Annotated in this window: 13 protein-coding genes and 1 pseudogene; 8 read left to right on the top strand and 6 right to left on the bottom strand. The window is 60.8% G+C overall.

Translation table 11 applies throughout. The features are described from left to right. Positions 1-29: 29 nt before the first annotated feature. Complete coding sequence (gene lysM / locus AC1DXW_RS00070; RefSeq protein ID WP_046040810.1) at positions 30-470, top strand: peptidoglycan-binding protein LysM; 441 nt, start codon at positions 30-32, stop codon at positions 468-470. A 71-nt stretch (positions 471-541) separates the two neighbouring features. Here lysM and yrfG read toward each other — a convergent pair whose 3' ends face one another. Continuing rightward, on the bottom strand, positions 542-1204 hold the full coding sequence (gene yrfG / locus AC1DXW_RS00065; RefSeq protein WP_150755608.1) for a GMP/IMP nucleotidase: 663 nt from the start codon (positions 1202-1204) through the stop codon (positions 542-544). A gap of 88 nt (positions 1205-1292) precedes the next feature. Here yrfG and nudE point away from each other — a divergent pair, with 88 nt between their 5' ends. Together nudE and cysQ are read left to right on the top strand one after the other, a co-directional pair. Then, positions 1293-1859, top strand: coding sequence for an ADP compounds hydrolase NudE (nudE, locus tag AC1DXW_RS00060; RefSeq protein WP_477753844.1), 567 nt, complete (start codon positions 1293-1295; stop codon positions 1857-1859). After that, complete coding sequence (cysQ, locus tag AC1DXW_RS00055; RefSeq protein WP_477753843.1) at positions 1856-2683, top strand: 3'(2'),5'-bisphosphate nucleotidase CysQ; 828 nt, start codon at positions 1856-1858, stop codon at positions 2681-2683. The genes nudE and cysQ overlap by 4 nt, the downstream gene beginning before the upstream one ends. Positions 2684-2822: 139 nt before the next feature. Here the strand turns inward: cysQ and AC1DXW_RS00050 are convergent, their stop codons facing one another. From AC1DXW_RS00050 to rfbC, 4 genes are all read right to left on the bottom strand, one after another. Beyond that, complete coding sequence (locus AC1DXW_RS00050; RefSeq protein WP_477753842.1) at positions 2823-3278, bottom strand: YiiD C-terminal domain-containing protein; 456 nt, start codon at positions 3276-3278, stop codon at positions 2823-2825. A gap of 41 nt (positions 3279-3319) precedes the next feature. Then, positions 3320-4714: a sigma-54-dependent transcriptional regulator gene (locus AC1DXW_RS00045; protein WP_477759702.1), complete on the bottom strand. Its 1395-nt coding sequence runs from the start codon at positions 4712-4714 to the stop codon at positions 3320-3322. Then, positions 4711-6519 (bottom strand): sensor histidine kinase, encoded by a 1809-nt coding sequence (locus tag AC1DXW_RS00040; RefSeq protein WP_477753840.1) that lies wholly within the window; start codon positions 6517-6519, stop codon positions 4711-4713. The genes AC1DXW_RS00045 and AC1DXW_RS00040 overlap by 4 nt, the downstream gene beginning before the upstream one ends. A 93-nt stretch (positions 6520-6612) precedes the next feature. Further along, positions 6613-7158, bottom strand: a complete 546-nt coding sequence (gene rfbC / locus AC1DXW_RS00035) for a dTDP-4-dehydrorhamnose 3,5-epimerase (RefSeq protein WP_477753839.1) — start codon at positions 7156-7158, stop codon at positions 6613-6615. Between the two features lie 176 nt (positions 7159-7334). Between rfbC and AC1DXW_RS00030 the strand changes: the two genes are divergently transcribed. The 5 genes from AC1DXW_RS00030 (at position 7335) to AC1DXW_RS00010 (ending at position 14605) form a co-directional block, all read left to right on the top strand. Beyond that, positions 7335-10247: an aminotransferase gene (locus AC1DXW_RS00030; protein WP_477753838.1), complete on the top strand. Its 2913-nt coding sequence runs from the start codon at positions 7335-7337 to the stop codon at positions 10245-10247. Positions 10248-10522: 275 nt separating this feature from the next. Then, positions 10523-11629 carry an agmatine deiminase gene (aguA, locus tag AC1DXW_RS00025; protein ID WP_477753837.1) on the top strand — a complete coding sequence of 369 codons (1107 nt, stop codon included), beginning with the start codon at positions 10523-10525 and terminating at the stop codon, positions 11627-11629. A gap of 242 nt (positions 11630-11871) precedes the next feature. Next, positions 11872-12084: a hypothetical protein gene (locus AC1DXW_RS00020; RefSeq protein ID WP_477753836.1), complete on the top strand. Its 213-nt coding sequence runs from the start codon at positions 11872-11874 to the stop codon at positions 12082-12084. A gap of 301 nt (positions 12085-12385) precedes the next feature. Further along, positions 12386-13057: a DsbA family protein gene (locus AC1DXW_RS00015; protein WP_477753835.1), complete on the top strand. Its 672-nt coding sequence runs from the start codon at positions 12386-12388 to the stop codon at positions 13055-13057. A gap of 261 nt (positions 13058-13318) precedes the next feature. Continuing rightward, positions 13319-14605 carry an OprD family porin gene (locus tag AC1DXW_RS00010; protein ID WP_477753834.1) on the top strand — a complete coding sequence of 429 codons (1287 nt, stop codon included), beginning with the start codon at positions 13319-13321 and terminating at the stop codon, positions 14603-14605. A 71-nt stretch (positions 14606-14676) separates the two neighbouring features. Here the strand turns inward: AC1DXW_RS00010 and AC1DXW_RS00005 are convergent. After that, positions 14677-14855 (bottom strand): annotated as a pseudogene (locus AC1DXW_RS00005) (IS4 family transposase); the annotation flags it as partial.

Raw genomic sequence — 14855 nt, 5'->3', positions numbered from 1 at the left:
TGGAACCCCAAACCCAAGGAGAGTGCACCATGAGTCTTTTGAGCTTTGTGAAGGAAGCAGGCGAAAAACTGCTGGATTTGCTGACGCCAGGCAACGCCAACGCCAGTGAGCAGTTGAAGGAACACATCAGCAAGGTCGGCCTGGGCAACCCGAATGTGCAGGCGACGGTCGATGGCGACAAGGTCACGGTGACCGGTGAAGTGGCGAGTCAGGAAGAGAAGGAAAAGATCCTGCTGGCAGTGGGCAATATCGCCGGGGTTGGCAGCGTGGATGATCAGATTACTGTGACCGGGCCTGTTGTTGCTGCCGCGGTATTCGTCACGGTGGTGAAGGGCGACACCCTCAGCGCGATTTCCAAGCGCGTGTACGGCGATGCCAACAAGTACAACAAGATTTTCGAAGCCAATAAGCCGATGTTGTCGCACCCGGACAAGATCTATCCGGGACAGTCGTTGCGGATTCCCGAGTAATGCGAGGCCTGTCGTTTGTTTCATACCGCCAGGATCAAAAGATCGCAGCCTGCGGCAGCTCCTACGGTCAATCAAAGCCCCGCAATCAAATCCCGATAATCCCCGACCGCTGCAAACTCCGCCGTATCCTTCGGCCCCTTGCGGCTATCCGGTTCACGCACAGCCAGCAAATGCGCCACGCCAAAGTCCCGCGCACTGCGCAGGATCGGCAAGGTGTCGTCGATGAACAGGCTGCGCGCCGGATCGAAATCGATATCGGCTTGCAACGCATCCCAGAACTGCGGGTTTTCCTTGGGGAAGCCGTAGTCATGGGAGCTGATCAAGCGCTCGAAGTACGGCGCCAGCTCGATTTTTTCCAGCTTCAACGACAGCGCATCCCGATGGGCATTGGTGATCAGCACCACGCGCTTGCCGGCCCGTTTGATCGCCGCCAGAAAGGTGTCGGCATCCGGGCGCAGGGCGATCAGATGCGCGGTTTCCAGTTTCAGGTCGCGCACCGACAGCTTCAGTTCGGCGCTCCAGAAGTCCAGGCAGTACCACTGCAACTGGCCGGCATTGCGTTCGAACAACGGCTGCAATTCCATCTCGGCCATGGCCCGGCTGACCCCGTGCAGTTCGGCGTAACGCTGGGGCAGGTGCTCCATCCAGAAGTGGTTGTCGAAATGCAGGTCCAGCAGCGTGCCGTCCATGTCCAGCAGAACGGTATCGATGTCGGACCAGGGTAATGAAGGCATGGCAACGTCTCGGGTAGTAGAAAGATTTCTGGCGCAAACAATCGGGAAAGCCGCGTTATAGTAGCGCGTTCACGCCAAGGAGCTTTGCATGCGCCAGAAACCCACCATACTCGCCCGCGAAATTGTCGCCACCAGTCGATTGTTCTGCGTGGAAGAGCTGAAGTTGCGCTTTTCCAACGGCGTGGAGCGCACCTATGAACGCCTGGTCGGCAAGGGTGCCGGGTACGGCGCGGTGATGATCGTGGCGATGCTCGATGCCGAGCATGCGGTACTGGTCGAGGAGTATTGCGGCGGCACGGATGAATATGAAATGTCATTGCCCAAGGGTTTGATCGAGCCGGGCGAAGACGTGTTGGCAGCAGCCGAGCGCGAACTCAAGGAAGAGGCTGGTTTCGGCGCGCGGCAACTGGAGCACCTGACCGAGCTGTCGCTGTCCCCCGGTTACATGAGCCAGAAGATTCAGGTGGTGCTGGCCACCGACCTCTACGAAGAGCGTCTGGAAGGCGACGAGCCCGAGCCGATGCGGGTGGACAAGATCAATCTGCGTGAACTCTCGGCGCTGGCGCAAAACCCCCACTTTACTGAAGGCCGTGCCTTGGCGGCGCTGTACCTGGCCCGAGACCTGTTGACTCAGCGCGGAGCGTTCCAGCCATGAACTTCCCGCATCCGTTGATGGCACCTGTCATCGAGCTGGCCTTGCAGGCCGGTGAGGCGATCCTGCCGTTCTGGCGCACGGGCACGGCCGTCACGGCGAAGGCTGATGATTCGCCGGTGACCGCTGCTGACCTGGCCGCACACCACCTGATTCTGGCCGGGCTGACGGCACTTGATCCGAGCATCCCGGTGCTCTCCGAAGAGGACGCCAACATCCCCCAAAGCGTGCGGGCCGGATGGCAGCGCTGGTGGCTGGTCGATCCGCTGGATGGCACCAAGGAGTTCATCAGCGGCAGCGAAGAGTTCACCGTCAACATCGCCCTGATCGAAAACGGTCGAGTGGTGTTCGGCGTGGTGTCGATGCCGACCAACGGTCGTTTCTATGTCGGTGGCGCCGGCCTCGGTGCCTGGCGCGGCGATAAAGGTGGCACGCCGGTGGCGATCAAGGTGCGTGATGCATTAGCGCCAGGCGAGTCGTTCACCGTGGTGGCCAGCCGTCGTCATTCGAGCCCGGAGCAGGAGCATTTGCTGGCGGGGTTGAGCGCGATCCTTGGCGAGCTGCAACTGGCCAATATCGGCAGTTCGCTGAAGTTTTGCCTGCTGGCCGAAGGGGCGGCGGATTGCTATCCGCGTCTGGCACCGACTTCGCAGTGGGACACGGCGGCAGCGCAAGGCGTGCTGGAGGGCGCGGGTGGTGAGGTGCTGGCGTTGAGCGGTGAGCCGTTCAGCTATCCGGCGCGGGAGTCGCTGTTGAACGCATACTTTCTGGCTTTGCCGGCGAAGGCGGCCTGGCGGGAGAAGCTGCTGGAATTGGCTCGCGCATAAGATCGTTCCCACGCGCTGATGCAAATCTTTGTGGGAGCGAGCTTGCTCGCGATGGCAGTGTGTCAGGCAACTACAATGTTGGCTTTKACGACCCCATCGCGAGCAAGCTCGCTCCCACAGGTTTTGCGGTCGTCCTGGTTTAGCGGTGCAGCACGTACTGCCCGACAAACCTCACCGCATCCTCATCATGGCCTTCATTGACGACCCGCGTATGCAGCGTCAACCGCGCTCGGCTATATCGCTGGAACGTGGTCAGGAATTTCTTCCAGATCACCGGATCCGGTGCCTGGCAAATGGCGTTGGCATCGCCCGTCACTGGCAGCGGATAGCTGATCTGCCCTTCCTGAATCACGATGTGCCCGTCGGTAATGCCTTCTTCCTTGAGGCGCAGATGCAGCCAGCCCCAACCGGCCAGGACCGCGCCGCAATACAGGCTGCCGCCGAACATGGTGCTCTTGTGGTTGACGTTGGCTTCCAGTGGCAAGTGCAGGCGCAGTTGCTGGTCATGCCAGTCGAGCACTTTGAGGCCCATGTCCCGGGTGAGGGGAATGTCGTGATGGAGGACTGATTCCAGTTGTCGACTGTCGCGGCTCATTCAGGGGGCCTCTTGCTTGAAGTGGATGATTGGACGGTAGCTCAGTCGAGGTCGTCAGGGTGGGCCGAGGCACCACTGTCGGCGAAACTCAGACCGTGCTTGCGCAGTTTGTCATGCAGGGTCTTGCGCGGAATGCCGAGGGCTTCGGCGACGCTGCGCACGGAGCTGTGCGAGCGTGCCAGTTCGGCGGCGATGAGGGTTTTTTCGAAGTTCTCCACTTGCTCGCTCAAACCGCCGCTGACGGCTTCGACCCTGTTGCCAGCGCCGCCTTGCGGCGTGTTGTTGTCGAGGGCCAGTTCCAACCCGAGGGCAAAACGCTCGGCCGCATTTTGCAGCTCGCGCACGTTGCCGGGCCAGGTGTGGCGCAGCAGCAAGGCACGTTGTCCCGGTTGCAGTTCATGGGGCGGCAAGCCGTGGCGGGCACTGGCTTCATCGGCGAAATGCTGAAACAGCATCAGCGCATCTTCGCCCCGTTCGCGCAATGGTGGAATCCGCAATGGTGCGACATTCAGGCGGTAATACAAGTCGGCACGGAAACGTCCTTGATCCGCCGCCTGGCGCAGGTCTTCCTTGGTGGCGGCGATGATGCGGATGTCCAGCGGGATCAGTTGATTGCCGCCCAGGCGTTCGACTACCCGTTCTTGCAGCAAGCGCAGCAATTTGACCTGCACATCCAGGCTCATGCTTTCGATTTCATCGAGGAACAACGTGCCGCCATTGGCGAACTCGAACTTGCCGATGCGACGTTTCTGCGCACCAGTGAAGGCACCGGGCTCGTGGCCGAACAGCTCGCTTTCGACCACTGATTCGGCCAGGGCACCGGCGTTGATCGCCACGAACGGACCGTTGCGACGGCTTGATAAATCGTGCAGCGCCCGGGCCACGACTTCTTTGCCAGCGCCGGTTTCGCCGAGGATCAGTACATCGGCCTTGGTCGCTGCCAATGCACCGATCTGCTCGCGCAGGCGCAGCATCGAAGGTGAGTGGCCAACCAGGCGGGCGCTCAGCTCGTTGCGGTCGCTCAAGGCCAGCCGCAGGCTGCGGTTGTCCAGCACCAGCCGACGCAGGGCCAGCGCCCGGCGCACACTGTCGAGCAGGGCGTCGCTGGCGAAGGGCTTTTCCAGAAAGTCATAGGCCCCGGCGCGCATGGCCTGCACGGCCAGCGGCACATCGCCGTGGCCGGTGATCAGCAGCACCGGTAGCTCAGGGTCCTGGGCGTGCAGTTCGGTCAGCAGTTCGAGACCGTCCATGCCGGGCATGCGGATATCACTGACCACCACACCCGGCCAGTCGCGCTCCAGTTGCGCGGCCAGGCCCTTGGCTTCGGCCAGCGGCAGGATTTTCAGGCCCGCCAGATCCAGCGTTTGGCTCAGGGCCTGGCGCAAGTGGGGATCGTCGTCGATCAACACGACCTGAATGCGGTTGTCGATGGTCATGCACTTCGGTCCTCGGACGGTTGCAGGCTCACGCCCGGTGCGCCTGCGCGCAGCTTCAGGGTAATCAGGGCGCCGCCCTCCTTGTGATTGGCGAACGACAGTTCACCGCCGAAGGCGCGCATCAGGGTTTCGCAAATCGCCAGCCCCAAACCGAGGCCCTGGGTTCGGGTCTTGGTGGTGTAGAACGGCTCGCTGGCGCGCCCAAGGGCTTCCATGCAAAAGCCGGGGCCGTTGTCGCGAATGTACAGGTTGACGCCATCGGCCGTGGATTGGGCACTTAGCCAGAGTTTACGTGGCGGGCCTTTTTCCGTCAGGGCATCCAGGGCGTTGGCCAGCAGATTGCCGAGTACCTGGCGCAGGCGGGTTTCCCCGGCCTCAACCCACAGGGTGGCGGCCGGCAAGTCACGGATCAGCTCGACTTCCATGCTGCGTCGACGCTTGGCCAACAAGGCCAGGGCATCGTCCAGCGCCGGTTGCAGGGCGACGCTTTCCGGRGCATGCCGGTCGCGCCGGGCAAAGGCGCGCAAGTGGGCGATGATCGAGGCCATGCGGCCGGTCAATTCACTGATCAGCTTGAGGTTGCCGCGGGCATCGTCGGTGCGCTGGTGATCGAGTAATACTTCGGCGTTTTCCGCGTAGCTGCGAATCGCTGCCAGCGGCTGATTGAGTTCGTGGCTGATGCTCGCCGACATGGTGCCCAGTGCCGACAATTTGCCGGCCTGTACCAGATCATCCTGGGCGCGTACCAGCTCCTGCTGGGCCTGTTCGCGCTCCAGCACTTCCTGTTTCAGGCGCCGGTTCAGGCCTTCGAGATCGCTGGTGCGCTCGGCGACCCGACCTTCCAGCTCGTGCCGGGCCTTGGCTTCGAAAGCGATGCGTTCGAGGTAATGGCGGCGGCGCTGCATCATCAGGCCGAGCAGCAACATCAACACCAGCAAGGTTGCACCACCGATGGCCACCACCGTGCGCACCGGACGGTCGATCAAGGTGCGCGGGGCGAGGATGCTGACGTCCCAGCCGGTTTCGGCGATCTGCTGGGTCTGGGTCAGCCAGGCATTGGGATTGAGCTTCAGCGGTTTTGGATCGCGGGTTGGATAGGGCTGGATCGCAGTGATGGCTTTGCTTTCTTCCTCGTTCAACGGGCGGGTCGAGCGGAATCGCCACTCCGGTCGCGAGGTGAGAATGACCACGCCATTGTGGTCGGTCAGCAGCAGTTGTTCCGGGGTTTTGCCCCAGAGGCTTTCGGTGTGGTCGAGGTCGACCTTGACCACCAGCACGCCGACGATTTTATCGCCATCACGCACGCCAGCGGCGAAGAAGTAACCGCGCTTGGCGGAGGTGGTGCCCAGGCCGAAAAAGCGCCCGAGCCGCCCGGCCATGGCTTCGCTGAAATACGGCCGGAAGGAAAAATTGCGCCCGACGAAACTGTCGTGCTTGTCCCAGTTGGAGGCGGCCAGGGTCTTGCCATTGGCGTCCATCAGGTACATGACTTCGGCGCCGGTCTGGGTGGCAATATTTTTCAGCAGGTGGTTGGCGTTGCCTTGGGTGACGCCATCGTCCGGCGCACCGAGCACGGCGCGCAAGGCCGGCAGGTCGCCGAGGATCTGTGGCAACACTTCATAGCGATGCAGGGTACCCAGCAGGTTGGCGACGTAGAGATCGAGGGTCTGACGATTCTGACTGGCCAGCTCGCTACGGTAGTAACGCTCGGCGAGATGTTCCAGCGGCCACAGCAACGGCGCCAGGCACAGTGCCAGCAGGGCCAGGCTGCGCCAACGGGGTCTGGGAGGGAGAGTCGGTTTCATGAGCAGCATGCGCCTGTGGGTACAGGCGCATTATGCCTAGGCTTGCCCGCCTTGGGTCAGGTGCATCTTGATAGGCGAGCTTCAGCCGGCCTTTCAGGCAAAGACGTCAGCGTCCTTGAAAAATACCCCGGCCAGATCTTTCGCCGACAACTGCGGCGTGCCTTGCAGTTGCCAGTCGATGGCCAGGTCCGGGTCGTCCCAGCGAATGCTGCGCTCGGCGGAGGGCGTGTAGTAATCGGTGGTTTTGTAAAGGAACTCGGCAAACTCGCTCAATACGACGAACCCGTGGGCGAAACCTTCCGGGACCCAGAGCTGACGATGGTTGTCGGAAGACAGTCGCACTGCGACCCATTTGCCGAAGTGCGGTGAGCTGCGACGGATGTCTACGGCGACGTCCAGCACTTCACCGACCGTGACGCGAACCAGTTTTCCCTGGGTATTTTCCAGTTGGTAATGCAGACCGCGCAGCACGCCCTTCTGCGAACGGGAGTGATTGTCTTGAACGAATTCAGTGTCCAGTCCGGTGGCCTCTTTGAAGGCCCGGGCGTTGAAACTCTCGTAGAAGAAACCACGTTCGTCGCCAAAGACCTTGGGTTCGAGGATCAGAACACCGGGCAGATCAGTGGTCACTACATTCATGGTGGCTCTCCAGCAGTGTGTGTTGAATGGCCGCCATTCTTGCGCAAAGCGCCGACCGAGGCGAGTACCAGAACAAAGCCCGCTCCCACAAATGCCCCCATGCCGCTTCCGGGGGGTTGCGTATCGCCCGAACCAGTGGCGATATAGGCGCCTAATAAAATTTCAGGGGTCGTTGTATGCCGCTCGCCACGTTGATTCATCGCGCCAGTTTGCCCAGCCCGCAGGTGTCTGCGGATCAAGCGCGAGCGCTGCTGGAAGAACATTACGGGTTCAGCGGCAGGTTGCAGGCCCTTGGCAGCCAGCAAGACCTGAACTACCGCGTCGACAGCGAGCAGGGACGTTTCGTCCTGAAAATCTGCCGTGGCGACTATTCGGTAATTGAGCTTCAAGCACAGCACGCCGGGCTCGGGCACTTGGGGGAGCACCCCGATGTGCATGTGCCGCGTGTTATCCCGGCGAAAAACGGTGCAGAACTTCTGTCTCTGGACATGGGTGGCCAGGCGGTCCACGTTCGCCTGCTCGATTACATCGAAGGCCAGCCGCTGACGAGCCTCGGCCATTTCAACCCGACGGTGGTGTCCGGCTTCGGTCGCCTGTGCGGTGAAATGGACCTGGCCCTGGCGGATTTCGACCATCCGGGGCTGGTGCGAACCCTGCAATGGGACGCCCGCCATGCTCACGCCCTGATCGCGCATTTGCTGCCGGTGATCAAGGATGAGGCCCAGCGCAAACTGATCGTCGAAGCGTCCGGGCAAGCCGAGCGGCATTTGCAGCCACTGCAAGACAAGCTGCCGGTGCAGGCCATTCACATGGATATCACCGACGACAACGTGGTGTGGCAGCGCGATGCGCAGCGCCATTGGCAGCTGCAGGGCGTGATCGATTTCGGCGACCTGGTGCGCACCTGGCGCATTACCGATCTGTCGGTGACCTGCGCCGCGCTGCTGCATCATGGCGAGGGCGATCCGCTCTGCATTTTGCCGGCGGTACAGGCCTATCACGCGGTCAATCCGTTGCAACACGAAGAATTGCTGGCGCTGTGGCCGCTGATCGTCGCCCGCGCGGCGGTGTTGGTGCTCAGCGGCGAACAGCAGGTCAGCATCGATCCGGGCAATGCCTACAGCCGCGATAACCTGGTCCATGAATGGGAAATCTTCCGTGTGGCCACGTCGGTACCATTGGCGTTGATGGAAGCGGCGATCCTCACCGCCGTCGGCCAGAACCTGCCCACCATCGGCAGCGAAGGCTTCGCGCCGCTGTTGCCAAGCCTGGTGGGGCGTGAGTTCGCGCTGATCGACCTGGGTGTGCTCAGCCCGCATTTCGAGGCCGGGAACTGGGAGCAGGAGCGTGTCGATCAGCGCCTGCTGGATGAAGCCGCTGCGGCACATGGCCTGGCGGCCAGTCGCTACGGACAATACCGCTTGTCCCACACCCGCCCGGACAGCGCCGCTGAACCGGACACTTGCCCGTTGCACGTCGAGTTGCGTGTGCCTCTGGGCACGGCGGTCGAAGCGCCGTTTGCCGGGGTAGTGCATCACCCATCGGCGGGCGTGCTGCAACTGGACGGCCCGCAATTGAGTGTGCGGCTTTGGGGCGTCACGCCGTCGCTGCACAGCGGCGCAGCACTGGTCAAAGGCCAGGTACTGGGCTCGGTCAGCGGGCCATTGATCGTGCAGTTGTGCCGTGGCGCGTCGATCAATGCGCCGCTGTTCTGTACGCCTTCGCGCGCGGCAGCCTGGCAAGCGTTGTGTCCATCACCGGCAGCGTTGCTGGGGCTGGCGTGTGACGCCGAAGCTGAGCTCGACGGAGCGACGTTGCTGGCCCGGCGCGACGCCAGTTTCGCCCGTACGCAAAAACATTATTACGTCGACCCGCCGCGCATCGAGCGCGGCTGGCGCAACCATTTGATTGACATGCAGGGTCGTTCCTACCTCGACATGCTCAACAACGTTGCGGTATTGGGCCACGGTCACCCGCGCATGGCGGCGGTTGCCAGTCGCCAGTGGTCGTTGCTCAACACCAACTCGCGCTTCAACTACGCGGCCGTGGCCGAGTTCTCCGAACGTTTGCTGAAGCTGTCCCCTGACGGCATGGACCGCGTGTTCCTGGTCAACAGCGGTAGCGAGGCCAACGACCTGGCGATTCGACTGGCGTGGGCCTACAGCGGCGGCCGCGACATGCTCAGCGTGCTGGAGGCTTATCACGGCTGGACGGTGGGGGCCGACTCGGTGTCGACCTCGATCGCCGACAACCCCAAGGCCTTGAGCAGTCGCCCGGACTGGGTGCACCCGGTGACCGCGCCAAACACCTATCGCGGTGAATTCCGTGGCCCCGACAGCGCGCCGGATTATGTGCGTAGCGTCGAACACAACCTGGCGAAAATCGCCGAGCAGAATCGCCAATTGGCCGGTTTCATTTGCGAGCCGGTGTATGGCAATGCCGGCGGCATCTCGCTGCCACCGGACTATTTGAAACAAGTCTATGCCATGGTCCGGGCGCGGGGCGGCGTGTGCATCGCCGACGAAGTGCAGGTGGGCTACGGGCGCATGGGCGATTTCTTCTGGGGCTTTGAAGAACAGGGCGTGGTGCCGGATATCATCACCATGGCCAAGGGCATGGGCAACGGTCAGCCACTGGGCGCGGTCATCACCCGTCGGGAAATCGCCGAAGCGCTGGAGGCCGAGGGTTACTTCTTCTCCTCTGCTGGCGGCAGCCCGGTCAGTTGCCAGGTCGGCATGGCGGTGCTGGATGTAATGGAAGAGGAAAAACTCTGGGAAAACGCCCAGGTCGTCGGCGGGCACTTCAAGAAGCGCCTCGAAGCGTTGATCGATATTCATCCGTTAGTGGGCGCGGTGCACGGTTCCGGTTTCTACCTGGGCGTCGAGTTGATCCGCAATCGCGAAACCCTGGAGCCGGCCACCGAAGAAACCACCGCGCTGTGCGATCGCTTGCGTGAACTGGGGATCTTCATGCAGCCGACCGGCGATTACCTGAACATCCTCAAGATCAAGCCGCCGATGGTCACTTCGCGCCAGAGCGTGGATTTCTTCGTGGACATGCTGTCGAAGGTGCTCGAAGAAGGCCTGTAAACACATCCCCTGTAGGAGCGAGCCTGCTCGCGATAGCGGTCTTCCGGTCAAAAAAATGGTGACTGATATGGCCTAATCGCGAGCAGGCTCACTCCTACAGGGCACTGCTGTGGTAGTTCGATTGATATCGGCTTTTTATCGATTGTTTTTGTAACTATGGATGTAAGTTGCTTTAAAAGCCGATATTTATCGGATATAAAGTAGCGCAGTCCACGGCGTGTACCAATGCGCTTCCATTTCTGTCAGGCATCAATGCCACTCCGGAGTCCTGAGCCATGACCACGTTGAACAGCACCCCTCGCGCCGACGGCTTCTACATGCCAGCCGAATGGGCACCCCAAACCCAGACCTGGATGATCTGGCCCGAGCGCCCGGACAACTGGCGCCTGGGCGGCAAACCGGCACAATCCGCGCATGTGGCAGTGGCCAAGGCCATCGCCCGTTTCGAACCGGTGACCGTGGCGGTTTCCGCCGGCCAGTACGAAAACGCCCGTGCCCGTCTGGACGTGCCGAATATTCGTGTGGTGGAAATGTCCAGCGACGACGCCTGGGTACGCGACTCCGGTCCGACCTTCGTCATCAACAACAGTGGCGAAGTCCGTGGCGTGAACTGGGACTTCAATGCCTGGGGCGGCTTTGACGGCGGCTTGTATTCGCCGTGGAACCGCGACTCGCAGGTCGGCGGCAAGATCCTCGAGATCGAGCGCAGCCCGCGTTACCGCACCGAAGGCTTCGTGCTGGAAGGCGGCTCGATTCACGTCGACGGTGAAGGCACGCTGATCACCACCGAAGAATGCCTGCTCAACCGCAATCGCAACCCGCACATGAATCGCGCGGAAGTCGAAGCGGTCCTGAGTGCGAACCTGGCTGTGGATAAAATCATCTGGCTACCGGATGGCTTGTTCAACGACGAAACCGACGGCCATGTGGATAACTTCTGCTGCTACGTGCGTCCGGGTGAAGTGCTGTTGGCCTGGACCGATGATCCACAGGACCCTAACTACCCGCGCTGCCAGGCGGCGATGAAAGTGCTGCAAAGCAGCACCGACGCCAAGGGTCGCCCGTTCACGGTGCACAAAATGCCGATCCCGGGTCCGCTGTTTGCGACCGAGGAAGAGTGCGCCGGTGTCGATCCAGTGGACGGTACTCAGGAGCGTAACCCGACGGTTCGTCTGGCCGGTTCCTACGTGAACTTCCTGATCGTCAACGGCGGCATCATCGCGCCGAGCTTTGACGACCCGCAGGATGGCCCGGCAAAGGAAATCTTGCAGAACCTGTTCCCACAGCATGAAGTGGTGATGGTGCCTGGTCGCGAACTGTTACTGGGGGGCGGGAATATTCACTGCCTTACCCAGCAACAACCCGCACCGCACAAGGAGTGAGTGAGGTCGTAACAGCTTGAGTTGATTGCGAAATCCCTCAGGCTGTCGATTAGCCACCAGCGTTGCACGGAGCCCGCGGCCCTACAGGCCTGCGGGCTTTTTTGTATCCGCTTGGCCACACTTCAGAAACCTTGGCACAGCTCTTGTATCCCTGCTGTTGTACTCGGGGTGGGGAGGACTTCGATGTTCTGTCATAAACCTTGGATAAGTTAGCCGCTCACAAACCGGGAGAGAGCGCTGAAATGAACGCCGAAGTGAATGTTATGGGCGAAAAGGCGTTGCATCCCCTGGCAGTAAACAGCGAATCGCTCCAGATCCTGGCGCACTGGTTCAAGTCCAATGGAATGCGTCAGATCAGTGAAGCTGATCCGCGCCGGACGATGATCGAGCGTTACCCTGCTGGTTTATTCAGCGAGGCGGAACTGGATGCGTTGTGGGATGTAATGGAAGGATAAGAAGAACAACAACGGATTGAACAAGAAAAAGCGCTGCCGGGATGGCAGCGCTTTTTTTTTGCGCAGATTCATGCAAACACCACAATCCCCTGTGGGAGCGAGCTTGCTCGCGATGGCGCCCGGCCAGTCACTGTAAATGTCGACCGACCCACCGCTATCGCGAACTCCCACAGGGTTTTGTGGCGCAACCATTCGACCGATTCAAGCAACAGACTGAAAGCCAATCCGGCGTTTTTCCGGAACCGCTGCGGCACTAACCTGCCGACATCGAATTTTCCTGAATTTCTGTCGGAGCTTTCCCATGATCCTCCACTACATCTACGACCCGTTGTGCGGTTGGTGCTACGGCGCCAAACCGCTGGTGCAGGCCGCCCAGGCTGTGCTGCCCGTGATTGCCCACGGCGGCGGCATGATGACGGGGGCCAATCGGCAAAAGGTTTCGCCACAACTGCGCAGTTACGTCATACCCCATGACCGGCGTATCGCCGAATACAGCGGGCAGCCGTTCGGTGAAGCCTATTTCGAAGGATTGCTGCGTGATCACAGCGCTGTGTTCGACTCGGCTCCACCCATCGCTGCGGTGCTGGCGGCCGAGCAAATGGGAGGTCGCGGGCTGGAGTTGTTGGGGCGTTTGCAAAGTGCTCACTACGTGGAGGGGCGTCGCATCGCCGATGAGTCGGTACTGTTTGAACTTGCCCACGGCATGGGGCTGGACCGCGAAGCCTTCGAAAAAACCTTCAGGGCGGCTGACACCGAAGGCCATATCAGGATGAGCCGGGCTCTTTTGGCCAAGGTCGGCGGGCAGGGCTTTCCGACCCTGGCGCTTGAGCACAATGACCAATTCACCCTGATCGATATCGGGCCATGGCTGGGCAAACCCCAGGCATTTGCGCAGTGGTTGAGTCAGTCGCTACCCGATCAGGGATCATCCATTTCCATAGCAGCCTGTGGCCTCGATGGCTGCAGTGATTGAATATTCCTGCCGCGTAAAGGCATTTATTAGACGGTTTTCACCTGTTTTTAGAAGATTCATGAAATTGACACATCGTTGAGGGCGCAGCTACGATTCGGCCCAACGCCTGTGGCCGACCGCCACGATCAAAAATTATAAAAAGGCCCGCCGCGAGAAATCGTGGGCGGGCCTTTTTGTTTTCGTCATGAAAAAAGAGCGCGATAGCGCCGTTTCGGGAGTTCGACACAGCGCGTATCAACCGGAAATAAGGAAAAGAACACGATGTTGAACAAGCGAATCAGCCTGATCGTCCTGGGGATGTTGAGCGCTACACAAGCCACGGCGAACGACCAGGCCGAATCCAAGGGTTTTGTTGAAGACAGCAGCCTCAAAGTGCTGCTGCGCAACGCCTACATGAACCGTGACTTCAAAGACGGCAACCCGGATAAATCCGAGTGGGGCCAGGCGGCTATCGGCACGTTCTCGTCCGGCTTCACCCAAGGCACCGTGGGTGTGGGTGTGGACGCTTTCGGGCTGTACGCACTGAACCTGGAACGCAGCGAAGACCGTAGCGGCGCGCAAGGCATCGACTTCTTCAAAAAGGGCGACAGCGGCCAGCCGGCTGACGACCTGTCCAAGGGCGGCGCAGCGATCAAGTTCCGCCTGTCCAGCACCACCCTGACCTACGGCGACCAGATGCCGGCCCTGCCGGTGCTGAACTACGACAACTCGCGCCTGCTGCCGGAAAGCTACACCGGCACCTTGATCACCTCCAAAGAGATCAAAGGCCTGCAACTGGACGCCGGTCGCTTCACCGCCGAATCGCGTAAAAGCGCTGAAGGCCGTGACAGCGGTGGCTTGAAGTCGATCAACGTATTGGGCGGTAGCTACCAGTTCACCGAGCAATTCAAGGCCGCGCTGTACGCTTCCGACGTCGAAGACGTGCTGAAGAAACAATACGTGAACGCCAACTACGTGTTCCCGATCGACAAGAATCAGTCCCTGACCCTGGACTTCAACGGCTACCGCACCAAGCTGGACGATTCCTACGTTCGCGAAAACGGTATCACCGGCGACGACAACAAGATCTGGAGCCTGGCGGCCACCTTCATCACCGGCCCGCACTCGTTCACCCTCGCGCATCAGCGCAGCACCGGCGACAGCAACCTGGGCTACGCCTACGGCGGCTACCAGAAAGACCAGGGTCGCGTCGGCGACGGTGGCAACACCATCTACCTGGCGAACTCCTACTGGTCCGACTTCAACGCCGAAGACGAACGCAGCTGGCAGGTGGGCTACGGCCTGGACTTCAGCACCTTCGGTGTACCGGGCCTGAGCTACAACGTGGCCTACGTGCGCGGCGACAACATCACCACTTCCACCAGCGAAGGCGGCACCGAGCGCGAGATCTTCAACCAGATCAAATACGTCGTCCAAAGCGGCCCGGCCAAAGACCTCAGCGTGAAACTGCGCAGCTCGGTCCTGCGCGTGTCGCAGAAATCGAGCGAGTACAACGTCAGCGGCAACGAAGTGCGTGTGTTCGTGGATTACCCGATCAATATCTTTTGATGATCGGTTGTGGTGTCGAAGTCTGATGCAAGGCTGAGAATGAAGAAGCCCCGGTTGGTTCGTAATGCTGTTCACTTAAGCGGAGCAGCCTTACGGTCCACCGGAAACCGGGTTTTTGAAATTTTCACCGTCCTTGGCCTCGAAGGCCTTGGGCGGTGATCCAGAAACATTCCCCCAACACCTGCCCTTAACTCTGCCAATCGCCTCCCTGTGGCTGAAACCGGATTGGCCGCTGCCATCACGATCAGTT

The sequence above is a fragment of the Pseudomonas sp. P4_C4 genome, from assembly GCF_056402055.1.
The sequence above is the reverse complement of the archived record's forward strand: the minus strand, read 5'-3'. Positions and strand labels throughout refer to the sequence as shown.

Excerpts from the sequence above, each read along its gene's own strand:
- nudE (WP_477753844.1), top strand. The coding sequence starts at position 1,293 with ATGCGCCAGAAACCCACCATACTCGCCCGCGAAATTGTCGCCACCAGT.
- AC1DXW_RS00050 (WP_477753842.1), bottom strand. The coding sequence starts at position 3,278 with ATGAGCCGCGACAGTCGACAACTGGAATCAGTCCTCCATCACGACATT.
- AC1DXW_RS00030 (WP_477753838.1), top strand. The coding sequence starts at position 7,335 with ATGCCGCTCGCCACGTTGATTCATCGCGCCAGTTTGCCCAGCCCGCAG.
- AC1DXW_RS00015 (WP_477753835.1), top strand. The coding sequence starts at position 12,386 with ATGATCCTCCACTACATCTACGACCCGTTGTGCGGTTGGTGCTACGGC.
- AC1DXW_RS00020 (WP_477753836.1), top strand. The coding sequence starts at position 11,872 with ATGAACGCCGAAGTGAATGTTATGGGCGAAAAGGCGTTGCATCCCCTG.
- cysQ (WP_477753843.1), top strand. The coding sequence starts at position 1,856 with ATGAACTTCCCGCATCCGTTGATGGCACCTGTCATCGAGCTGGCCTTG.
- yrfG (WP_150755608.1), bottom strand. The coding sequence starts at position 1,204 with ATGCCTTCATTACCCTGGTCCGACATCGATACCGTTCTGCTGGACATG.
- lysM (WP_046040810.1), top strand. The coding sequence starts at position 30 with ATGAGTCTTTTGAGCTTTGTGAAGGAAGCAGGCGAAAAACTGCTGGAT.
- rfbC (WP_477753839.1), bottom strand. The coding sequence starts at position 7,158 with ATGAATGTAGTGACCACTGATCTGCCCGGTGTTCTGATCCTCGAACCC.
- aguA (WP_477753837.1), top strand. The coding sequence starts at position 10,523 with ATGACCACGTTGAACAGCACCCCTCGCGCCGACGGCTTCTACATGCCA.
- AC1DXW_RS00045 (WP_477759702.1), bottom strand. The coding sequence starts at position 4,714 with ATGACCATCGACAACCGCATTCAGGTCGTGTTGATCGACGACGATCCC.
- AC1DXW_RS00010 (WP_477753834.1), top strand. The coding sequence starts at position 13,319 with ATGTTGAACAAGCGAATCAGCCTGATCGTCCTGGGGATGTTGAGCGCT.